Consider the following 20,801-nt stretch of genomic DNA (forward strand, 5'->3'; position numbering starts at 1 on the left):
CTCAGAGAGCCTCCACGCGCGTATTGGTGAGGATTGCGGTGGCTCGGTCAGGACTCAAGCGATCCAAGCCTCGTGGCAGCATGGCTTCGGGGTGAAGCATGAGGACCTGACGCTCAATCACGTCCACACCAAGCCCCGTTGCACGTAACGTGAGCGCCAGCCGCGTTAGCTGGGTCCGATGCGTGGAGAGGCAAACGGCATCGCGCGTCTGTCCAGACCCGAGCGCAAGGGCGGTAACGAACAGCGAGGCGCCCGCCTGGATGACATCCAGCGCGACGCCAACGGAACGCCCCATGCTGGCCAGCAAGCGCTTTGCCAAAGCGAGACGGCCTGCCTCTTCATCGTAGCAACTATGGATCTTCGCTTCCGCCGCAGCAAAGCGCCCCTCCCCCGTCACGGACGAGCGGAGCGCCCCCCAAGCCGCGTCGAGCTGCTCAGGTGGCAGTTCCAAGAGGGAAAGCTGCATCCGCCGCTGCGACTGGTGCCAGCGCGTCTGCGCATTCACCAGTTCCATCGCCAGCTCCCGCATCGCTCTCTCAGGCGAGGCTAGCGCGCTCTGCATCAGCGGCGGCACGACGGGATCAACAGCGAGACCTCGTTGTAGCCGCTCCGTCAACTGCCACTCAAGCGCGAGCGCATGGAGGTGCCCCAGCAGTTCAGGCGCTTGCCGCAAGGCTTGTGTAACCGTCTCAATTTGAGCGTGGTGGCGAATCTGCCCACCCGCCGCAGGTGATCCGCCTGCCAGCACATCGAGCAACTGGTCGGCCAGGTGCGACATCATACCCCGGACTCTGGCGAGGATATCATCCCCCACCATCGAGTTGTCCGGCTGAGCGAGCAAAAATGGGAGGATCGGCTGCACTGCGTTGGCCACGGCGTCGCCCCGCGCGATTTCTGCGCGCAGGGTCTCCTCGACGGATGCCGGGCTAGTGGTACGCACAGGTGCTTCGATCATGCCTTCCTGCATACGACGGCCATGATTAAGGCCGCGTTAGTTGAGCCGCCGTGGTGGCAGGACAATGGCAGCGACCGCTAGTACGACCGCAAGTAAGCGGACCGCAATGCCCAGATGATCCAGTGCAGCGGCAACTGCCAGCAGTAGCCCCAGCAGGGCTCGGTCGCCGGTCCATGCCGCGAAACCGTCCGCCAGAAGGCGAGGTGCAAGGTGCAACATTAACACCAGCATGAGCGGCGCGAATATCCGGTATTCGATGTCCACGGCAGGCCATCCGGGCGGCGCTGCCAGCCCGAGAGCACACACGGCGACGATGCTTATATCCACAAGCCAACCCAGCGCGTGGGCACGCGGGATCGCAGGGGTTGAGACGTTGTGGGCTTCCCGCTCCGCGCTGCGCAACAACTCAGTCGCGCGCGCTAGCACCCAAGCAAGTGCGATGAAGACAAAGGCCAGAACAGGCGAGCCCAGCCAAGCGGTGCCGAATGCCAAAGCCAGCACAAGCAACGCGCCCGCTCCCACAGCTCCGCTGGCATTGCCGGCATGAAGCAGGGACGAACCGAAGGACAGCACGCCCGCGCGGGCAAGTCTGTCAGAGGGCGCTGCAGAACTGCCGATGACGAGGCGCGCTCGCAGCCACTCGACCTCTATCGCGAGCGCCTCGCCTTCGCTGCGCACCATCCGCCAGTTCACGCCCCTCCGGGTGTCCGGCGGCACCTGCCGCATCGGCGTACCGGACTGAAGGGCTATGCGGGTCAAAGCGGAGACGACGTCGCAATCGGAGGGCAAATCGTGCAGCCGGTCGACAAGCGCGCCCGAGATCTTCATGACCCCCGCTGCCGCATGGTTGATGTCGAGCCTTTCGAAGCCCTCTGCGACTGCCCCGTCGTCCGGTAGAGCAACGACCGAGGGGCCGCCGCTATTCAAGAGCGTCGCCGCTCTGGACCAATCTGCAAACAGGCCTTCGGTTACGACGATAAGCTCATCAGTCGCGGTCACCAGGGCGGAGAGCTGTTGCGGGCCGGGGACGATGTGGAAGCGCAGCCCCGCGCCTTCGGCCGCATGTTGCAGAGCGATGAGCTCCGGGGATGGCCCGCGCGCCAGGCAAATCAACCTCTGGCACTCAAGGCCAAGAACGAGCCCAAGCTGATGTTGCGCAAGGCTTGCGCCGCCGATGCGCAGGAACGCGCGAGGAAACGGCTGGCCCGTTCCCGCTGGCTCCAACATAGCTAGCAAGGCAATTCGCAGGTGTCCCTCCGTGGCAAGGCGCTTGTCTAGGCGTTGGTCGCGCAGGTGCCAAGCCGCACTGGCGTATCAGTCGATGGATAAATCCGCGACGTGAGACTTGAGCCTGCGAACCACCGTCGGTTCTCCAGGTGCAGATTCGAGTGCTTCTTCCGCAAGGAGGAGAAGAGACTCCGAATGGAAACTCGCGGCCAGTCCTCTCAGACGCATTGCAGCGACCATCCAATTTCCATCACAACGAGAGCGTTCCAGTAGATCGACCTGCCGGGCGATGCTCTCCGCGTAAGTCGCTCGCAACTCGGCAAAAAGCACAGCATCGCCGCCAGCGGCAGCATGGAGTGTGGCTTCTAGGGCACCTGCTTCATAGGCCATTTCAGCACAGTAGTGGATGGAGAGTTAAACGAGGGTTTATTGCCGGGCCGCTCGTGGTAGATTTCACTGATGGTAGGGGACACACGCGTAATCGCCTTCGGAACAAGTGGGACCGAGGCTGGGAATGGCGGCAACACGTCGCTGGGTAACGAGGCCGAAACGACGAGCGCAAGCGAATCGGGCGTGGCCGAGAGCGTTCCGTGGGATGCGGATGACCCGGTTGCCACGCCGGCGCCCTGGCGAGGCCTCATCGCACCTGCTGCAGCCGTGCTGCTCACCGTTGCATGGACTGCCTTCTTCGCGTGGTCGCAGCGCAATGTGCCCGGCGCCGCCATGCCCGAGAACATCCCGGCACTTTTGACGCAGTGGGCCGTTCCCGTGCTGCTCATCGCGGTGGTCTGGCTTCTGGTGATGCGCAACAGCAGCCGTGAAGCGGCTCGCTTTGGCAATGCCGCAGCTTCCCTCTCCCGCGAAAGCGCCAATCTTGAAAAACGGCTGAGCGCTGTCAACGGCGAGCTGAGCCTCGCACGCGAGTTCATTGCGGCCCAGTCTCGCGATCTGGAAGCTCTTGGCCGAGTAGCCGTCGAGCGGCTGACGCAGAACGCTGGGCGCCTCGAGGAGCTCATCCACGAGAACGGCGACCGGCTCGACACGATCCAGACGGTCAGCAAGTCGGCGCTCGACAATATGGATCGGCTGCGCGCACAACTCCCGGTGATCGCCACTTCGGCAAAGGACGTGACCAACAACATCGGCAATGCCGGCCGCACTGCACACGGACAGCTCGAAGATCTCGTAAACGGCTTCAACCGCCTCAACGAGTTTGGCGCCGCCTGCAATCAGCAAGTGGGCGCAGTCCGTCAGTCCATGGACGCCGCAGCGGCGGGATTCGCGCGGATCTGCGAGGACCTCGAGAAGCTTGCCGCTGCCCGCTTCGACGCTCTCGCAGAGCGTGGAGACGAGTTCCGGTCGCAGCTGGAGAGCCACGAGGTCGAAGCCCTCGCGGCGACCCGCACCCGCGCTGCGGCACTGGCCGATGAAGTCGAGGCGGCTCGGGTCGCTCTGGATACCCACGAGGCAGAGAGCCTAACGTCGCTTCGCGCGCGGCTGAGAGCACTTCGAGACGAGAGCGGCGTCGTCGGCCGTGCCGTCCAGGACGCTGAGAGCCGTGCTGCCGAAGCTTGGGCCACCCGCCTCACAGCGGTTGACCAGCAACGCTCCGAGCTTGAAGCGCGTGTGGGCGAGGTCGAAAAGATAGCGTTGGAGACCCTGCACGACCGGGCGGAGAGATTGGCGACCCGCAGCGATGATCTGCACGCCCGTCTCTCCGCAGCAGAACAAGCAGCACTCGCGGCACTGGAGGAGCGCGCCGGCCATCTCGCAGACCGCGCCGGCGAGCTGCAGTCGCGCCTCACTGCGGACGAGCAGACGGCGCTATCGCGGATCACCGCACAACTGGCTGCACTGGATGGCGCGGTAGCGGAGCGGTTGGCCGATCACGAACGGCACACGGATGCGCTGACGCGGCGCTCTGAGACTCTCGTCGCGACGCTGGGCGATCACGGTCAGCGCATGGCTGCTGTGGCTCAAAGCGGCAGCGAGGTCGAAGCAGCCCTCACCCGAAGCCTGGCCGTCCTGAGTGAGCGGCTGACCGCATCGCGGACGACTCTTGCGGCGACCGAGAGCGAAGTTGAACGGCTGACCGACGCCAGCGTTCGCTTGCTTGAACTGATCCAGGCGAGCGCAAAACACAGCTCTGGCGCGCTTCCAGAGGCGCTATCCATTGCCGACGATCGCCTGTCGCGGCTCGGCGACAAAGTCATGCACCTTGTTCAGGAGATCGACGGGGGCTCGCGCCGCGGAAGCGAGCTTCACGAGACCATCGACGCCGCTCGCGAGGCCTTGGCCCAGTTTCAAGCGGAACTCGAAGCCGGTGAGACCGCGGTCTCCGGTCGAAACGAAAAGCACCACGCGGAGATCGAAGCGCTTCGGGTCAAGCTCGACGAGGTCGAAACAACTGGCCAGCGCGTCGCGATAACGGCGCATGACGAGCTTAGCGCGGCGATCGAGCAGCTCGGTACGGCTGTACGCGACGTTCTGGCTACACTCGATGATGAGGGTTCGGCCCGCATCTTGGCCTTGGCAAATCGTCTCGGTGAGGAGAGCGCTCTTGCTATCGACAAGGCCATGCGCCCACGCGCTGCCGAAGCAGCCGGCGCTTTGGAGCAAGCGATAGCCCATGCTTCGGGAGCGGGCCGCGAGGCTGCGGCGCAGATGCGCGAACAGCTTGGCAGCCTGGATGAAGCGGTGGCCAATCTCGAAGGCAGGGTGTCTCAGGCCCGGGAGCGCGCGCAGGAGCAAGTCGACAACGACTTCAGCCGGCGCGCCGCCCTCATCACGGATTCTCTGAAATCCAGCGCCATCGACATCGCCAGCGCGCTTTCATCCGACGTCGCCGACACGGCCTGGTCTGCCTATCTGCGCGGCGACCGCGGCATCTTCACCCGTCGTGCCGTCTCTCTCATCGAAACAGGCGAAGCGCGCCTGATCCAGCAGCTGTTCGAGCGAGATGACAGCTTCCGCGAACATGTTAATCGCTACATCCACGACTTCGAAGCACTGCTGCGGCAGGTGCTCTCCACGCGGGACGGCAACGCGCTGGGCGTGACGCTGCTGTCCTCCGACATGGGCAAGCTCTATGTAGTATTGGCGCAAGGAATAGAGCGCCTGCGCAGCTAGGTCGGCGCTTCACGCAACCGTAACGAAGGTGTGGGGCTCAGTACCCCATCTCCTTCATAGGCGGCGTTCCAAAGAAGTTGAGATCCTCGACCGCGATCCACCCGTAGACGTAGTTCAGATAGAACAGACCGAGGAATACGGCGGCGAGGATCGCGGCGCGCATGGCAACCTTGCCGGGGCGGAAGTTTACCGGGGCACTGTCTGCATGCCCTCTCTCCACCTCTTGCCCTTCTTCATCCGCCGTGCGCAGGCCAAATGGCAGGACAAGAAAGGCGCTCAGCACCCACAGTAAGCCGTAGATTGCCAGTATCGAAGTCCACTGCATCTGCGCGGCCTCAGCCTTCCTCAGCCATCATGACAATGACCTGCGGCTTCTTCCCAGTCCACCGCGCGGCTGCACGACGTGCGGCGAGCCGCACCGCTTCGCGGCGCCTGCCCTCGTCCGCCCGTGCCTTCTTGGCACTCGTGAGCGCACTTTCCACGTCGCGGCTCATCTCATCCAAAAAGCTGCCCCGCTCCATGTCGAGCGGAAGGCCCAGAGCATCGACCTGCACCCCGCCGCGCTTGTCAACGGCAACGGTGACGACGCCCGTCTGGGACAGTCGGCGACGCATGACCACAGCGTCTCCGTCGGCCGGCACGATCATGTCTCCGTCAAGAACAAGTCGGCCAGCGCGGACTTCGTCGATCTTGCCCGGCCTCCCAGGAGCGAGCCGTACAAGATCGCCGTTGGTCTGGAAGACCGCGTTGGGGATACCGCTGGCAAGACCCAGCCTGGCCTGTTCGCGCATGTGTCTAATCTCGCCGTGAACCGGAACGAGGATTTCGGGTCGAACCCAGCGATACAGCGCTTCCAGCTCTGGCCGACCGGGATGGCCGGAAACATGGATCATGCTCTGGCGGTCCGTGACAAGAACGATATCGCGCTCGGCAAGTCGGTTCTGTATCCGGCCGATCGCGATCTCGTTGCCTGGAATCTGCCTGCTCGAGAAGAGCACTACGTCGCCCGCCTCCAGGGAAAGAGGATGATTGCCGTCGGTGATCCGGGCCAGGGCGGCGCGCGGCTCACCCTGGCCGCCCGTGGCGACGATCAGCACTTCGCCGCGTGGCAAGCTCATGGCGGTGTCGAAATCTACCGGAGTGGGCAAATCCTGAAGGTACCCGCTTGCCTGCCCAGCCTCAATAATGCGGTCGAGCGAGCGACCCGCTACACAGAGCTTACGGCCCGTCGCTTTTGCTACCGCTCCCAGCGTCTGGAGGCGCGCCACGTTCGAGGCGAAAGTTGTGACCAGCACCCGGCGGCTCTTGTGCTTGGCGACTTCCAGTTGCAGCCCTCGATAGACCTCGCCCTCAGAGCCGGACGGTTCCGGATTGAAGACGTTGGTGGAATCACAGACGAGCGCCAGCACGCCTTCGTCGCCGATCTCGGTGAGCTCAGCAGCCGTGGCGGGGGTGCCGATCTGCGGCTCCTCGTCGATTTTCCAGTCCCCCGTGTGAAACACGCGGCCGAACGGCGTATCGATGAGCAGCGCGTTGCCCTCCGCGATCGAGTGAGCAAGCGGCACATAGCTGATTCCGAAAGGGCCGATCTCAAACTCGTCAAGATCGTTGACGACATTCAACTCCACGTCGCCGAGAATGCCCTCTTCTTCAAGCTTGGCCGCGACAAGCCGGGCGGTGAACGGGGTTGCGTAGAGCGGCACGCCCAGCTTCTTGGCGAAGTATGGCACGGCTCCGATGTGGTCCTCGTGCGCATGTGTCAGCACGATACCCAGCAGGTCCTTGCGCCGCTGCTCGATGAAATCGATGTCCGCGAAAACCAGGTCGACACCGGGGTATTCGTTGCCGCTGAAGGTCATACCGAGGTCGACCATGATCCACTTGCCGCGGCAGCCGTAGAGATTGACGTTCATGCCGATCTCCCCAGAACCACCAAGAGCGCAAAACAGAAGTTCTTCACCGGGTGTGTGTGTATTCGTCACTTAGAGGCACGCTCCGCAAGAATGGCTAGGCCTTCGAGCGTAAGATCGGGGTCGACGGCATCAAAAATGTCCGTCGCCTCGTCGAACAGCACCGCAAGGCCGCCTGTGGCAATAACTTTGGCAGGGCGGCCGATTTGCGATCGCATTCGAGCGATCAGCCCCTCCATCATGGCAACGTAGCCCCAGAAAACACCGATGAGCATCTGGTCTTCCGTATTCCGCCCAATCACGCTGGGGCTTTCCGGCACTTCGATAGCAATGCGCGGGAGCATCGCTGTGTTGCCGACAAGAGCGTCCAGCGAGAGATTGATGCCTGGCGCGATGATGCCGCCCTTGTAGGCTCCGTTGAAGTCGATCACATCGAATGTCGTCGCCGTTCCGAAATCGATGACGATGAGATCACCCGCGAACTTAGTATGCGCGGCGACAGCGTTCACGGCACGGTCTGCGCCGAGCGATCGCGGCTCATCCACGTCGATATCGATGGCATAGCTGGCTGCGCCCTGCCCCGCTATAAGCGGCTCGATTCCGAAATAATGGCGGGCAAGCACGTCCAGATTATGCAGGGCGCGCGGAACCACGGTCGAAATGATGATCCGGTCGATCGCCTTGCGCTCTACCCCGCGAATATCCAGCAACTGCATCAGCCAGACTGCGTATTCATCTCCGGTTCGCCGCGCATCGGTCGCAATGCGCCAGCGCCCTTTGACAATGCCTTCGTCGAAGAGGGCGAAAACGACATTGGTGTTGCCTGCATCAATGGCCAGCAGCATGGTGTGTTTGTCCCGGTCAGCGGCGGTCGAGAAGGACTTCGCCAGCGTGGATAGTGCGCCTCGTGCCGCCGGCGAGCTGCAGTTGCAAGGCCCCTTCGTTATCGATGCCCGCAAAGGTGCCGTGAACCATTTCACCGTTCGCACCGTGAACCGCCAAGGGCGTCCCAATGGGGTGCGCCCGTGCGAGCCACCCGCGACGCACTTCGGCCCATCCGCCGCAGCGCCACAGCCCCAGTGACTCGCCCCAACACGTGTCTAGCATGGCCGCGAACGCGTCCCGTTCCACAACGCATTCCAGTGCTGCAAGGCTGGCTACCGCCCTTCCCGACACTTCCGGCGCCTGCGCCAGATTTACGCCTATGCCCACGATCACCGCGTCACCAGTGCGCTCAAGCAGGATGCCTGCTAGCTTCGCCCCGTTCACCAAGACGTCGTTCGGCCACTTCAGCAGCAACCCGGCAACAGCAGGAGCGCTGCATTCAAGAGCTTTTAGAACGGCCACGCCCGCAACCAGCGAAAGCGTATGCGCAGGTGGGTCTCCGGCTCGAAGCCGAACCAGCGTGGACCCCATGAAGTTCCCCGCACCGTCGCTCCACGTCCGGCCTTGCCGCCCACGCCCGGCGGTCTGGCGGTCGGCTACGAGCCAATGCCCGTCATCCACCGCTTCGCCGGCCGATAGCCGACCGGTGAGGTCGGCGCTGGTCGAGCCCGTCTCGGCGACAACCTCGATCAATGCAAATGCATCAGAACGGTAGGAACAGCGCGGATGCGGCCACTGTCGCCAAGCCATCAAGCCAGCGGGTCAGGAAGTAGCCCAAGGGAGACATGAACAGCGCTGTCAACACCAGCAGCGTTGTGTGAGCCGCATCGCTACGCCCCGTCACCACACCTGCAGGTTCGTCGAAGTACATGATCTTGACGATCTTGATGTAGTAGAACGCGCCGATCACCGAAGCGGCGATACCGATGGCGGCAAGAGCAACGAAGCCTGCCTGAACCGCCGCCTGGAACACCACGAACTTGCCCCAGAAGCCAAACAGCGGGGGAATACCCGCCAGACTGAACATGGTGATCGCGAGCGCCAGGGCCAAGCCCGGTCGCGTGCGCGACAATCCGGCTAAATCTGCGATCGATTCGACAGGTTTGCCTTCCCCATCCTTAAGCATCAGTACCGCAACGAAGCCACCCAGCGACATGATCACGTAAATGACTAAGTACACCAGCATGGCCGCAGCGCCCTGCGGCGTCGCAACGGCAAGCCCGATCAGAACGAAACCGACGTTGTTGATCGAAGAATAGGCCATCAGTCGCTTGATGTTCGACTGAGCAATAGCGCCGAGTGCACCGACCACGATCGAGGCCAGAGCGGCGAAGATCACGATCTGTTGCCACGCGCCTGCCTGCGACCCGAACGCCTCGAGCGCAACGCGCATGGTCAGCGCGAGCGCCGAAGCCTTCGACGCTGTGGCGAAGAACGTCGTCACTGGCGTGGGTGCGCCTTCGTAAACGTCCGGCGTCCACATGTGGAATGGTACGGCGCTAATCTTGAAGGCAAGGCCGGCCAACATGAAAACAATGCCAAACAGAGCCCCGGCCGAGAGCCCGCCCGTCAGCGCCAGGTTAATACCCGCAAACGAGGTCGTACCCGTAAAGCCATAGGTAAGACTAACGCCGAACAGGAGGATGCCAGAAGCGAGCGCGCCCAGCACGAAGTACTTCAGTCCTGATTCTGCCGAACGACCGTCTGTACGCAGGAATGCCGCCAGCACGTACGATGCGAGTGAGTTCAGTTCGAGGCCGATGTACAGCGTCAGCAGATCGCCGGCTGAGGCCATCATCCCCATGCCCAAGGCACCGAAAAGCACCAGCACGGGGTATTCGGCGCGCATCGCGCCGAAGCGATCAAAGAAGGCGGGTGTCACCACCAGGGAGGCCGCTGCACTGCCGTAGATCAGCAGCTTGGCGAACGAGGCAAACGCATCAGCGCGGAACTGACCGCCGAACGCAGTCACGTCCGGGCCGATCGCACCATTGAACAGCGCCGGACCGGCCAGGAACATGCAGCCTACGAGCACGGTAACGGCAAGGATGGAGATCAGGCGCGAAGACTTGTCACCGCCCCACGCGGCAACCAGCAACAGGATCAGACCCGCGACGCTCAGCGTCACTTCAGGCGCGATCAGGCCCAGGGAATGGGAGAAATCCATTAGTGTGCCCCCTCCGCGTGGGACGCTTTTTCATGTGCAGCAGGCTGCGCTTTCCCCATCACCAGCTTCGGCTCCCATGTCGGCCTCGCTCGTGCCAAGCGGGCGTCGAGCGCTGCGATGTCCGCGCGCATCGGCGCAAGGAAGCTCTCCGGATAAACGCCCATCCAAAGCACTGCCAAGCCGAGCGGGATCATCATCAGGTATTCGCGCAAGGTCAGGTCAGGCATCGCCGCAGCATCAGCATTCCTCTGCTCACCAAAAGCAACGCGGCGGTAGAGGTAGAGCATGTAGGCAGCGCCGAGAATGATACCGGTCGTACCGACCAGCGCGACCCAACTGGACACCTGATAGATGCCTGCAAGGCTCAAAAACTCTCCCACGAAACCAGACGTGCCCGGCAGGCCGATCGAGGCCATCGTGAACAGGAGGAAGAAGAGCGCATAGCGCGGCATGTTGATGGACAAACCGCCATAACGAGCAATCTCACGCGTGTGCAACCGATCGTAAATCACGCCAACGCAAAGGAACAGCGCGCCTGACACAAGACCATGGCTCAGCATGACGATCACTGAGCCTTCGAGCCCCTGCACGTTAAACGCGAAGAGTCCCAGCGTCACGATCGCCATGTGGGCAACGGATGAATAGGCGATCAGCTTCTTCATATCGTTTTGAACAAGGGCAATCAGGGAGGTAATCACGACAGCCAGCATGGAAAGCGTGAAGACAAGCGGCGCGAACTGCGCACTCGCTTCCGGGAACATCGGCAACGAGAACCGGATGAACCCATAGCCGCCCATCTTGAGGAGCACGCCGGCCAGGATTACCGACCCAGCGGTGGGCGCCTGCACGTGCGCGTCAGGTAGCCAGGTGTGCACGGGCCACATCGGCATCTTCACCGCGAAGCTGGCGAAGAACGCAAGCCACAGCCAAGTCTGCACGCCGGGTGCGAAATCATACGCCATCAGCGTCGGGATGTCGGTGGTTCCGGCCTCGTTCGCCATCCAAAGCATAGCGATGAGCATCACCACCGAGCCGAGGAGAGTGTAGAGGAAGAACTTGTAGCTGGCGTAGATCCGGTTGTCGCCGCCCCAAATGCCGATGATCAGGTACATCGGGATCAGGCCGGCCTCGAAGAAGATGTAGAACAGGAACAAGTCCTGCGCTGCGAAGACGCCGATCATCAGCGTTTCCATCAGCAGGAACGCGGCCATGTACTCACCGACCCGCTTGTTAACAGAGGTCCAGCTCGCCCCAATGCACACGGGCATTAGGAAGACGGAGAGCATGATCAGCAGCAGCGCGATACCGTCGATACCGAGCGCGTACGAAAAGCTCGAGAAGATCGCCTGGCGCTCCTGAAACTGCCACTGCGCGCCGCCAATGTCGAAGTTGGCCCAGAGCAATACGCCCAAAGCAAAGTCGATCAGCGTTGCCGCGAGTGCAACCTTGCGCGCCGTCTGAGCTTGCAGGAAGAGGCAAGCTATTGCCGCGACGAGCGGCACCAGCAGCATCAGGGAGAGGATCGGAAAGTCTCCCATCACTCGTGCCCTCTCAAATCCACCACTTGAACCCCCTGAACCCCGGTAATCATGCGATCACCCAACTGACCGCAGCGACAAGCCCGATCAGCATAACCAGTGCGTAGCTATAGAGATAACCGGACTGAACCTTCTGAGCGTAGTGCGAGCCTTTGCTCACCACCCACGCCGCTCCGTTCGGCCCGAAGCGATCGATTATTCCCACGTCGCCGACAATCCAGAACATCCGGCCAAGCCAGAGCGACGGCACCACGAAAGCATAGTGGTAAAGCTCGTCGAACATCCACTTGCGGTACACAAACGTATAGACCGGCCCCAGCTGCTCTGCGAACGCGGCCGGAAAGCGCGTGTTACGGATGTAGCCGTACCAGGCCGTCAGCAGCCCGAGAGCCATGACCGTGAAGGGAGTCCACTTCACCCAGGTCGGTACCGCGTGCATCTCGTGGATGAGGTGCTCGGCAAAGACCAGGCTGTCCATCCAGAACTTGCCCGTGCCTTCACTGACGAAGTCGTGATGGAACACGAAGCCCGCCAACACTGCGCCAATCGACAGGATGATCAATGGAATCAGCATGACAATCGGGCTTTCGTGCGGGCGATAGCCGCCGGTGCCCTCACTCACATGCGCATCGGGAACATGGTGCTCGGCTGTAGCCCCATGGTCCTCGTGGCCAGAATGCTCCTGCGCAGGCGCATTCTCGGCCTCGCTACCATGGCCATGAGTGCCATGTGTATGGTCGTGGCCATGTGCATCGTGCACGGCATGCTGGATATGCTCCGACGCAGCCCACCGCGGCTTTCCGAAGAAAGTCAAGAACACGAGTCGCCACGAGTAGAAGCTCGTCATCAGTGCAGCCGCAATGCCCAGCCAGAAAGCATAGCTGCCCACTTGCGAGTTCGAGGCGTAGGCGGCCTCAAGGATAGCATCCTTTGAATAGAAACCGGCAAAGCCAAAGACGTCCACGATGCCGACTCCGGTGATCGCGAGCGTGCCAGCCGTCATCGCCCAGAAGGTGACCGGGATCTCCTTCCGCAGCGCACCGTAATACCGCATGTCCTGCTCATGGTGCATGGCATGGATTACAGAGCCTGCACCCAAGAACAGCAAGGCCTTGAAGAAGGCATGCGTGAACAGGTGGAACATCGAGGCGCCATAAGCGCCGACACCCGCCGCGAAGAACATGTAGCCCAGCTGCGAGCACGTTGAGTAGGCAATGACCCGCTTTATGTCCCACTGCGTGCAGCCAATCGTGGCCGCGAAGAAGCAAGTGGACGCGCCGATGAACGTCACGAAGCCAAGCGCAACCGGAGCAGCCTCGAACATCGGCGACAATCGGCAGACCATGAACACGCCAGCCGTGACCATCGTTGCAGCGTGGATCAGCGCCGACACCGGAGTTGGCCCCTCCATGGCGTCGGGAAGCCAGGTGTGCAGACCCAGTTGTGCGGACTTGCCCATCGCGCCCACGAACAGCAGCAGACATAGCACTGTCATCGTGTCCAGACGGTACCCGAGGAAACCCACCGTAGAGCCAGCCATACCGGGAGCAGCCGCGAGTATCTCCGGTATTGAAACGGTGCCGAAAACCAGGAAAGTGCCGAAGATGCCAAGCATGAAGCCAAGGTCGCCCACGCGGTTGACCACGAAGGCCTTGATGGCGGCGGCAGAGGCTGAAGGCTTGCGAAACCAGAAGCCGATCAGCAGGTAAGAGGCGAGACCCACGCCTTCCCAACCGAAGAACATCTGCACGAGGTTGTCGGCAGTCACCAGCATCAGCATGGCGAACGTGAACAGCGACAGGTAGGCGAAGAAGCGCGGCTGATCCGGTTCTTCCGCCATGTAGCCCCACGAGTACAAATGCACCAAAGCCGAGACGCTCGTAACGACGACCAGCATGACTGCAGTGAGAGTGTCCACCCGCAGTGCCCAGTCGAACGTCATCGTGCCCGACTGCACCCATCTGAGCAGCGGGATCACGTCAGCCGTGGCGGTACCGGCAAGGAACCCCAGGAAGATCGGCCAAGACAGCGCACAGGCGACAAACAGCGCGCCGGTGGTAACCACTTTTGCTCCGAAGTGGCCAAGTGATTTGTTGCCCAGGCCGGCGACGATCGCTGCCAGCAGCGGCAGGAAGACGATGATGATAATCGGATGCACGGTCTTATCCCTTCATCCGGTTCACATCGTCGACGGCAATGGTGCCGCGACCGCGGAAGTAGATAACGAGGATCGCCAGGCCGATCGCAGCCTCGCCTGCAGCGACGGTGAGCACGAACATCGCGAACACCTGACCGGTGAGGTCCTGAAGGAAAGCGCTGAAAGCGACCAGGTTGATGTTCACGGCGAGCAGTATCAGTTCGATTGCCATCAAAATGACAATGATGTTCTTGCGATTGAGGAAGATGCCGAGAACGCCGAGCACGAACAGGATCGAGCTGACGACGACGTAGTGTTCGATGCCGATCATCAGAGGCTTACCCCTTTGCCTACTTCCGGCCTGACATTGTAGGTGGCTTCCTCAGGCCGACGGGCGTTCTGCCGAGCGATGTTCTGGTTACGGGTGTCCGTTCGCTTGTCGTATGTCAGCACAATGGCGCCGATCATCGCGACGAGAAGAATCAAGCCAGACGCTTCAAACAAGAACAGGTACCGACCATAGAGCAGCGCGCCGATGGCCGCGATGTTGCTCACTCCCAGAGGGGAAGCCGCTAGTCCGTCCGGTGTGCCCAGTTGCAGTGCCCCCGCCCGGTAAGCACCGATGCCCAGAACGATCTCGGCCAAGAGGACGAGCGCGATCAACATCCCCAAGGGGAAGTGGCGCACGAAGCCGGAGCGAAGCTCTGCGAAATCGATGTCGAGCATCATGACCACAAACAGGAACAGCACGGCGACTGCACCCACGTATACGATAACGAGCAGCATCGCGATGAACTCGGCTCCGACGAGCACCATGAGACCCGCGGCGTTGAAGAACGCCAGGATCAGCCAGAGCACAGAGTGCACCGGGTTGCGCGCCATGATGGTGACGGCGCCCGAGGCGATCGTCAGCACCGCGAAAAGGTAGAATGCAAAAGTCTGAATCATGAGCCCGCGGCCCCCTAGCGGTAGGGCGCATCGGCTTCAAGGTTCGCGGCCAATGCCCGCTCCCACTTGTCCCCGTTCGCCAGCAGCTTGGCCTTGTCGTAAAGCAGTTCTTCACGCGTTTCGGTCGTGAACTCTAGGTTCGGACCCTCGACGATGGCATCGACCGGACAAGCTTCCTGGCAGAAGCCGCAGTAGATGCACTTCGTCATGTCGATGTCGTAGCGCGTCGTCCGGCGCGAACCATCAGTGCGCGGTTCAGCCTCGATCGTGATTGCCTGTGCTGGGCAGACGGCCTCGCACAACTTGCACGCGATGCAGCGCTCCTCGCCATTCGGATAACGCCGCAGCGCGTGCTCACCGCGGAAACGTGGCGATAGCGGGTTACGCTCGAACGGGTAGTTGATGGTGGCTTTAGGCTTGAAGAAGTACTTCAGCGTCAGCGCATGCGCCTTCACGAACTCGTAAAGTGTGAAGGACTTGACCAGTTGGGCGACACTCATGCGCCATACCTCGTAAGCATAAGCCATCCGGAAACGAGCACGACGAAGCCAAGCGAGACGGGCAGAAACACTTTCCAGCCCAGCCGCATGAGCTGGTCGTAGCGATAACGCGGCACGGTCGCCTTCACCCAAGAGAAGACAAAGAAGAAGAATGCGATCTTCAGCAGCAGCCAGACAAAGCCCGGGACCCAATACAGGAATGGGATCTCGAACGGGGGCAACCAGCCGCCGAAGAACAGCGTCGCGTTCAGCGCGCACATCAGCAACACGTTTGCGTATTCGCCCAACCAGTAAAGCGCGAAGGCCATCGACGAGTATTCGGTCTGATACCCCGCCACGAGTTCCGATTCAGCTTCCGTCAGATCGAACGGTGCGCGCTGCGTCTCCGCCATTCCAGAAATCAGGAACATCACCCACATCGGAAACAGGAGTATGTTGAACCAGAACCCGTTGACGAAGCCGAGGCCATGTCCGCGCTGCATCTCGACGATCGTGTTCATGTTGAAGCTGCCCGCCCAAAGAACGATGCAGATCAGAATGAACCCGATGGAGACTTCGTAGCTGATCATTTGCGCCGAGGCGCGCATGGCAGAGAAAAACGGGTACTTCGAGTTTGATGCCCACCCCGCCATGATCGTGCCGTAGACACCAAGCGAACTGATCGCCAGCACATAGAGCAAGCCTACGTTGATGTCGGCCAGCACTGCGCCCGAGTTGAACGGGATCACCGCCCAAGCAAGTAACGCGACAGTAAACGTGACAATCGGCGCGATCAGGAAGATGCCTTTGTTCGCCGCCGAGGGAACGATCGTCTCCTGCAGAAACACTTTCAGACCGTCAGCGAAGGACTGCAGCAATCCGAACGGACCCACCACATTAGGCCCGCGACGCAATGCCATCGCTGCCCAGATCTTACGGTCTGCGTAAATGACCATGGCCACGGCCAACATCAGAGGCAGAGCGATGAGCAGGATGCCACAAATCGTGGCAAGCGCCCATGCCCACTCATAGGACATGCCGAGTTCTACGAAGAACGCGGTCATTCCGCTGCCTCCGCGAAATCCTCACCATGCAGCAATTCCGCCGAACAGCGCTGCATGACCTCGCTGGCGCGGGCGATGGGGTTCGTCATGTAGAAGTCCTGGATCGGATAGGCGATGGCGCCTGAAGCGGAGCCGCCGCCGGACGGTAGGTCGCTCCCGTAGTCGGCCAGCCCCTCGATGCCAAGTGCCGGAACCTCCGCAATCATCGCTGCGCGCAATTCCTCGAAGCTGTCGAAGCCCACGGTGACGTCGAAAGCGTCCGCCAGGGCGCGCAGGATCGTCCAATCCTCGCGAGCGTCGCCGGGTCCGAATACTGCCTTGTCGGCGAACTGCACCCGGCCTTCTGTGTTAACGTACGTTCCCGCCTTCTCGACGTAGGCGGAGCCGGGAAGAATGACGTCCGCCGCATGCGCGCCCTTGTCGCCGTGATGCCCGATGTAAACGATCATCGAACCGGCAAAGCGGGTGTAGTCCACCTCATCTGCGCCTAGCGAGAGCACGACCTTCGGCTTGGCGGAGACCAGATCGGCGATCCCGCCCTGTTGCGCGAAGCCAAGCATGAGACCGCCCATGCGGCTCGCTGCCATATGGAGCACGTTAAAGCCGTTCCAGCGGGTGCCGTCTTCCAGCTCACGCACAAGATTGAGGCTGTTGCTCAGCGAAAGGGCTGCCTCCAGTCCCCCCCTGCCAAGCCCTGCTCCCCCGACGATGACTGCCGGACGCTTGGCATCACCGAAAGCACGCGTGACGGCCTCTGGAAGGTTTCCGAGCAAGGACAAGTCGTTGCCGATGAAATCGCCACCGAAAGTGGTCTCCCATTCCGGACCGATCAGGAACACCCTCGCGCCGCGCTTTGCAGCCTTGCGGATGCGGACATTCACCAGCGGCGCTTCCCAGCGGACCATCGAGCCCACGATGAGAATGGCGTCTGCCGTCTCAATGCCGGCCAGCGTGGAGTTGAAGTTCACCGCCGCCAAGCTGTCGGTGGCATAGTCCATGCCGGTCTGGCGTCCCTCAACCAGCCTGGAGCCAAGGGCACCAACCAGCCTCTTGGCGGCAAACATCGTCTCACAGTCGACGAGGTCACCCGCGATGGCAGCAATGCTCGCTCCGGGGTTGAGAGAAGCGATGGTGGAGAACGCCTCCTGCCAGCTGGCCGGCTGCAGCTTCCCGTCGCGGCGAATCCAGGGGCGGTCGAGACGCCGGCGCATGAGGCCATCGACCTGATAGCGCCCTTTGTCGCTAAGCCATTCCTCGTTCACGTCGTCATTATTGCGGGGCAGCACGCGCATGACTTCACGACCGCGGCTGTCGATGCGAATGTTGGCACCGGTTGCATCCGACACGTCGATCCCAAGCGTCTTCTTCAGCTCCCAAGGGCGTAACTCGAAGGCATGAGGCCGACTGGTAAGCGCGCCCACCGGACATAGATCGATCACGTTGGCCGAGAGCTCATGCTTGGCAGCATGCTCAAGGTAGGTCGTGATCTGCATGTTTTCGCCGCGATAAAGCGCGCCGATCTCGTCAACGCCTGCCACTTCCTCGGAGAAGCGCACGCAGCGTGTGCAGTGGATGCAGCGGGTCATCGCTGTCTTGATCAGCGGCCCCATGTACTTCTCGGTAACCGCGCGCTTATTCTCGTGATACCGCGAGCCGCCACGGCCATAGGCCATGGCCTGATCCTGCAAGTCGCACTCACCGCCCTGGTCGCAGATCGGGCAATCCAGCGGGTGATTGATGAGCAGGAACTCCATCACCCCCTCGCGTGCCTTGCGCACCATCTCCGAATCAGTACGAATCTCTTGGCCATCGGTCGCCGGGAGTGCGCAAGATGCCTGCGGCTTGGGCGGTCCAGGCTTAACCTCGACCAGGCACATGCGGCAATTGCCAGCGATCGACAGCCGCTCGTGATAGCAAAAGCGCGGGATCTCCTTGCCCGCGAGTTCGCAGGCCTGAAGCACGGTCACGCCGTTGGGAACGTCGAGTTCGACGCCATCGACTTTGAGCTTGGGCATTATTCGGCAGCCTGTTGCAGCGAACCGAGCCGTTCTTCGATACGGCGCTCGAGTTCGGGGCGGAAGTGTCGGATGAGGCCCTGGATTGGCCAGGCGGCCGCATCGCCTAGGGCGCAGATGGTGTGGCCCTCAACCTGCTTCGTGACTTGCTGGAGCATGTCGATCTCGTCAACATGCGCCTCACCAGTGCGCAAGCGCTCCATCACCCGCCACATCCAACCGGTACCTTCGCGGCATGGCGTGCACTGGCCACAGGATTCATGCTTATAGAAATAGGACAAGCGGCTGATGGCCCGCACGATGTCGGTGGACTTGTCCATGACGATCACGGCGGCAGTGCCAAGGCCCGAACCAAGAGCCTTCAGCCCGTCGAAGTCCATTGGGCAGTCCATGATCTGCGCAGCCGGCACCAGTGGTACCGAGGAACCGCCCGGAATTACCGCCAGCAGATTGTCCCAACCGCCTCGAATACCGCCACAGTGGCGTTCGATCAGCTCGCGGAACGGGATGCTCATTTCCTCTTCTACCACGCAGGGCTTGTTCACGTGCCCGCTGATCTGGAAGAGCTTGGTGCCACGATTGTTCTCGTTGCCAAAGCTGGAGAACCACGCCGCGCCGCGCCGTAAGATTGTGGGCGCGACGGCGATTGATTCGACGTTGTTGACGGTCGTCGGACAACCATAGAGGCCCGCACCGGCAGGGAACGGCGGCTTGAGGCGGGGCTGGCCCTTTTTGCCCTCAAGACTTTCGATCATCGCGGTTTCTTCGCCGCAGATGTAAGCGCCGGCGCCACGATGCACGAAGACGTCGTAGTCGTACCCCGAACCCGCAGCGTTCTTGCCGAGCAGGCCAGCGTCATACGCTTCCTGCACGGCGGCGAACAGCACCTCGGCCTCGCGGATATACTCACCACGAATGTAAATGTAGGCAGCGCGTGCGCCCATGGCGAAGCCAGCGACCAACGCACCTTCGATCAGCTTGTGCGGATCGTGGCGGATGATCTCGCGGTCCTTGCACGAGCCGGGTTCGGACTCGTCGGCGTTGATGACGAGGAAACTCGGCCTCGGATTACCCGCGGCATCAAGCGGCGGCTGCTTGGGCATGAAGGACCACTTCATCCCTGTCGGGAAGCCCGCACCGCCGCGTCCGCGCAGGCCCGAGTCCTTCATCTCCTGGATGATCGCGTCGCGTCCGCGAGCGATCAGATCCTTGGTGTTGTCCCAGTCGCCCCGCGCCTGTGCGGCGGAAAGCTGCCACGGCTGGTAGCCGTAGACATTGGTGAAGATGCGGTCCTTGTCGGCGAGGCTCATTGCCACTCACCCCGGTAATCGTGGTTTTCGTTGACCATTGCGGTCAGCGTGCTCAGCGCACCCGCAGGCTCCACTGTGTGACGGCCCGGCTCCTGCGTGCCAGCCTTCGGCGTCTCACCGCGAGCTAGCGCGTCGAGCACGGCGTCGAACCGCTCAGCGGTCAGATCTTCATAGTTGTCGTCGTTGATCTGCACCATGGGCGCCGAGGCGCAGTTGCCCATGCACTCCACCTCCGTGAAGGTCCACAGACCATCGCCGGTGGTGTGACCGTGATGCATCCCGCGCTTCTCGCAAGCAGCGATGATGTCGTCCGAGCCGCGCAACATGCAGGGCGTCGTGCCGCAGACCTGCACATGGAAACGACCGACGGGTACAAGGTTATACATCGTATAGAACGTAGCAACTTCGAGCACGCGCACGACCGGCATGTCCAATGCGCGCGCGACGAACTCGATCACCGGAATGGGAAGCCAGCCTTGCGTGTTCGTTTCTTCGCCGACTTGGCGCTGCGCATAGTCGAGCAGCGCCATCACCGCAGAGCGCTGCCGCCCTTCCGGGTAGCGCGCAACCGCCGCCTTCGCCTTGTCGGCCCACTTCTGGCTCCAGGCAAAGTTGCCCCACCGCGCCCGCAGCTCGGGCGAGTCGGGTTCGAGGTAGCGATCAGCCACTGACTTTATTTCCCCACAATTTCCGCGCGACTGCCACGCATGCAGTGGTCGCACCTATCACAAATAATATGCCTGCACCTTCGATGATCTGGCCAAGCCCGAAGGCGCCCAGAGCGATCGCAAGAGCGACCGCAACGAAAGTCCAGAGTGACGGCTTTTCAGCCATGCTTGCGCTGCTGCCAGACATCCTGGGCAAACAGGAACATTTCGAAGCCGCCGATTGCCGTCACCATCATCGGCAGCAGTTCGGACGCCTTGAAGCCCAGGTACGTGGCGGCGAAGTACCATGCGGCCAGAACTAGGCCGGTCAGCATCGCCCATATCCGCGTCATGTCGATCATCTGCGCACTCATCTCAAGTACTCCCGCG

At 61.8% G+C, this 20,801-nt stretch carries 19 protein-coding genes; 1 reads left to right on the plus strand and 18 read right to left on the minus strand.

What is annotated here, in order from left to right; all coding sequences use genetic code 11:
• Nucleotide 1: 1 nt before the first annotated feature.
• The 3 genes from ABVV53_RS12160 to ABVV53_RS12170 all read right to left on the minus strand — a co-directional run bounded on the left by ABVV53_RS12160 (nucleotide 2) and on the right by ABVV53_RS12170 (nucleotide 2,572).
• Nucleotides 2-955, minus strand: coding sequence for a hypothetical protein (locus ABVV53_RS12160; protein WP_353984693.1), 954 nt, complete (start codon nucleotides 953-955; stop codon nucleotides 2-4).
• A gap of 36 nt (nucleotides 956-991) precedes the next feature.
• Nucleotides 992-2,182 carry a hypothetical protein gene (locus ABVV53_RS12165; RefSeq protein ID WP_353984694.1) on the minus strand — a complete coding sequence of 397 codons (1,191 nt, stop codon included), beginning with the start codon at nucleotides 2,180-2,182 and terminating at the stop codon, nucleotides 992-994.
• Nucleotides 2,183-2,269: 87 nt separating this feature from the next.
• Complete coding sequence (locus ABVV53_RS12170) at nucleotides 2,270-2,572, minus strand: Hpt domain-containing protein (protein ID WP_353984695.1); 303 nt, start codon at nucleotides 2,570-2,572, stop codon at nucleotides 2,270-2,272.
• Nucleotides 2,573-2,641: 69 nt separating this feature from the next.
• Between ABVV53_RS12170 and ABVV53_RS12175 the strand changes: the two genes are divergently transcribed.
• Nucleotides 2,642-5,311, plus strand: a complete 2,670-nt coding sequence (locus tag ABVV53_RS12175; RefSeq protein ID WP_353984696.1) for an ATPase — start codon at nucleotides 2,642-2,644, stop codon at nucleotides 5,309-5,311.
• Nucleotides 5,312-5,348: 37 nt separating this feature from the next.
• Here the strand turns inward: ABVV53_RS12175 and ABVV53_RS12180 are convergent, their stop codons facing one another.
• The 15 genes from ABVV53_RS12180 to ABVV53_RS12250 all read right to left on the minus strand — a co-directional run bounded on the left by ABVV53_RS12180 (nucleotide 5,349) and on the right by ABVV53_RS12250 (nucleotide 20,785).
• The gene (locus tag ABVV53_RS12180; RefSeq protein WP_353984697.1) at nucleotides 5,349-5,636 is read right to left on the minus strand and encodes a DUF1467 family protein; all 288 of its coding nucleotides are present in this window, start codon (nucleotides 5,634-5,636) and stop codon (nucleotides 5,349-5,351) included.
• 10 nt (nucleotides 5,637-5,646) lie between these two features.
• A complete protein-coding gene (locus tag ABVV53_RS12185; protein WP_353984698.1) occupies nucleotides 5,647-7,224 on the minus strand; it encodes a ribonuclease J in 1,578 nt (525 codons plus the stop codon).
• A 65-nt stretch (nucleotides 7,225-7,289) separates the two neighbouring features.
• Nucleotides 7,290-8,066, minus strand: coding sequence for a type III pantothenate kinase (locus ABVV53_RS12190; RefSeq protein WP_353984699.1), 777 nt, complete (start codon nucleotides 8,064-8,066; stop codon nucleotides 7,290-7,292).
• 16 nt (nucleotides 8,067-8,082) lie between these two features.
• Nucleotides 8,083-8,799 (minus strand): biotin--[acetyl-CoA-carboxylase] ligase, encoded by a 717-nt coding sequence (locus tag ABVV53_RS12195; protein ID WP_353984700.1) that lies wholly within the window; start codon nucleotides 8,797-8,799, stop codon nucleotides 8,083-8,085.
• 10 nt (nucleotides 8,800-8,809) lie between these two features.
• Nucleotides 8,810-10,273 carry an NADH-quinone oxidoreductase subunit NuoN gene (nuoN, locus tag ABVV53_RS12200; protein ID WP_353984701.1) on the minus strand — a complete coding sequence of 488 codons (1,464 nt, stop codon included), beginning with the start codon at nucleotides 10,271-10,273 and terminating at the stop codon, nucleotides 8,810-8,812.
• Complete coding sequence (locus ABVV53_RS12205; protein WP_353984702.1) at nucleotides 10,273-11,811, minus strand: NADH-quinone oxidoreductase subunit M; 1,539 nt, start codon at nucleotides 11,809-11,811, stop codon at nucleotides 10,273-10,275. The genes nuoN and ABVV53_RS12205 overlap by 1 nt, the downstream gene beginning before the upstream one ends.
• A 49-nt stretch (nucleotides 11,812-11,860) precedes the next feature.
• Nucleotides 11,861-13,969 (minus strand): NADH-quinone oxidoreductase subunit L, encoded by a 2,109-nt coding sequence (nuoL, locus tag ABVV53_RS12210; protein ID WP_353984703.1) that lies wholly within the window; start codon nucleotides 13,967-13,969, stop codon nucleotides 11,861-11,863.
• Between the two features lie 4 nt (nucleotides 13,970-13,973).
• The gene (gene nuoK / locus ABVV53_RS12215; protein ID WP_353984704.1) at nucleotides 13,974-14,279 is read right to left on the minus strand and encodes an NADH-quinone oxidoreductase subunit NuoK; all 306 of its coding nucleotides are present in this window, start codon (nucleotides 14,277-14,279) and stop codon (nucleotides 13,974-13,976) included.
• Nucleotides 14,279-14,896, minus strand: coding sequence for an NADH-quinone oxidoreductase subunit J (locus ABVV53_RS12220; protein WP_353984705.1), 618 nt, complete (start codon nucleotides 14,894-14,896; stop codon nucleotides 14,279-14,281). Before ABVV53_RS12220 ends, nuoK begins: the two co-directional genes overlap by 1 nt.
• A 14-nt stretch (nucleotides 14,897-14,910) precedes the next feature.
• Nucleotides 14,911-15,396, minus strand: a complete 486-nt coding sequence (gene nuoI / locus ABVV53_RS12225; protein WP_353984706.1) for an NADH-quinone oxidoreductase subunit NuoI — start codon at nucleotides 15,394-15,396, stop codon at nucleotides 14,911-14,913.
• Nucleotides 15,393-16,439 (minus strand): NADH-quinone oxidoreductase subunit NuoH, encoded by a 1,047-nt coding sequence (nuoH, locus tag ABVV53_RS12230; protein ID WP_353984707.1) that lies wholly within the window; start codon nucleotides 16,437-16,439, stop codon nucleotides 15,393-15,395. Before nuoH ends, nuoI begins: the two co-directional genes overlap by 4 nt.
• Nucleotides 16,436-18,454, minus strand: coding sequence for an NADH-quinone oxidoreductase subunit NuoG (gene nuoG, locus ABVV53_RS12235; protein WP_353984708.1), 2,019 nt, complete (start codon nucleotides 18,452-18,454; stop codon nucleotides 16,436-16,438). The genes nuoH and nuoG overlap by 4 nt, the downstream gene beginning before the upstream one ends.
• Nucleotides 18,454-19,764 carry an NADH-quinone oxidoreductase subunit NuoF gene (nuoF, locus tag ABVV53_RS12240; RefSeq protein ID WP_353984709.1) on the minus strand — a complete coding sequence of 437 codons (1,311 nt, stop codon included), beginning with the start codon at nucleotides 19,762-19,764 and terminating at the stop codon, nucleotides 18,454-18,456. The genes nuoG and nuoF overlap by 1 nt, the downstream gene beginning before the upstream one ends.
• On the minus strand, nucleotides 19,761-20,432 hold the full coding sequence (locus ABVV53_RS12245; protein ID WP_353984710.1) for a complex I 24 kDa subunit family protein: 672 nt from the start codon (nucleotides 20,430-20,432) through the stop codon (nucleotides 19,761-19,763). Before ABVV53_RS12245 ends, nuoF begins: the two co-directional genes overlap by 4 nt.
• Nucleotides 20,433-20,590: 158 nt before the next feature.
• Entirely contained in the window at nucleotides 20,591-20,785 is a 195-nt protein-coding gene (locus ABVV53_RS12250) for a hypothetical protein (RefSeq protein ID WP_353984711.1), read from the minus strand.
• Nucleotides 20,786-20,801 lie beyond the last annotated feature (16 nt).

Source organism: Novosphingobium kalidii, from assembly GCF_040534015.1.
In the GTDB taxonomy this organism is placed as follows: Bacteria; Pseudomonadota; Alphaproteobacteria; order Sphingomonadales; family Sphingomonadaceae; genus Novosphingobium; species Novosphingobium kalidii.

Bases quoted from the DNA above. Each gene is read 5' to 3' on its own strand.
- ABVV53_RS12165 (WP_353984694.1), bottom strand. From the start codon at position 2,182: ATGTTGGAGCCAGCGGGAACGGGCCAGCCGTTTCCTCGCGCGTTCCTG.
- nuoK (WP_353984704.1), bottom strand. From the start codon at position 14,279: ATGATCGGCATCGAACACTACGTCGTCGTCAGCTCGATCCTGTTCGTG.
- nuoF (WP_353984709.1), bottom strand. From the start codon at position 19,764: ATGAGCCTCGCCGACAAGGACCGCATCTTCACCAATGTCTACGGCTAC.
- ABVV53_RS12250 (WP_353984711.1), bottom strand. From the start codon at position 20,785: ATGAGTGCGCAGATGATCGACATGACGCGGATATGGGCGATGCTGACC.
- ABVV53_RS12205 (WP_353984702.1), bottom strand. From the start codon at position 11,811: ATGGGAGACTTTCCGATCCTCTCCCTGATGCTGCTGGTGCCGCTCGTC.
- ABVV53_RS12170 (WP_353984695.1), bottom strand. From the start codon at position 2,572: ATGGCCTATGAAGCAGGTGCCCTAGAAGCCACACTCCATGCTGCCGCT.
- nuoI (WP_353984706.1), bottom strand. From the start codon at position 15,396: ATGAGTGTCGCCCAACTGGTCAAGTCCTTCACACTTTACGAGTTCGTG.
- ABVV53_RS12175 (WP_353984696.1), top strand. From the start codon at position 2,642: ATGGTAGGGGACACACGCGTAATCGCCTTCGGAACAAGTGGGACCGAG.
- ABVV53_RS12160 (WP_353984693.1), bottom strand. From the start codon at position 955: ATGATCGAAGCACCTGTGCGTACCACTAGCCCGGCATCCGTCGAGGAG.
- ABVV53_RS12220 (WP_353984705.1), bottom strand. From the start codon at position 14,896: ATGATTCAGACTTTTGCATTCTACCTTTTCGCGGTGCTGACGATCGCC.
- nuoG (WP_353984708.1), bottom strand. From the start codon at position 18,454: ATGCCCAAGCTCAAAGTCGATGGCGTCGAACTCGACGTTCCCAACGGC.
- ABVV53_RS12185 (WP_353984698.1), bottom strand. From the start codon at position 7,224: ATGAACGTCAATCTCTACGGCTGCCGCGGCAAGTGGATCATGGTCGAC.
- nuoN (WP_353984701.1), bottom strand. From the start codon at position 10,273: ATGGATTTCTCCCATTCCCTGGGCCTGATCGCGCCTGAAGTGACGCTG.
- ABVV53_RS12190 (WP_353984699.1), bottom strand. From the start codon at position 8,066: ATGCTGCTGGCCATTGATGCAGGCAACACCAATGTCGTTTTCGCCCTC.
- ABVV53_RS12180 (WP_353984697.1), bottom strand. From the start codon at position 5,636: ATGCAGTGGACTTCGATACTGGCAATCTACGGCTTACTGTGGGTGCTG.
- nuoH (WP_353984707.1), bottom strand. From the start codon at position 16,439: ATGACCGCGTTCTTCGTAGAACTCGGCATGTCCTATGAGTGGGCATGG.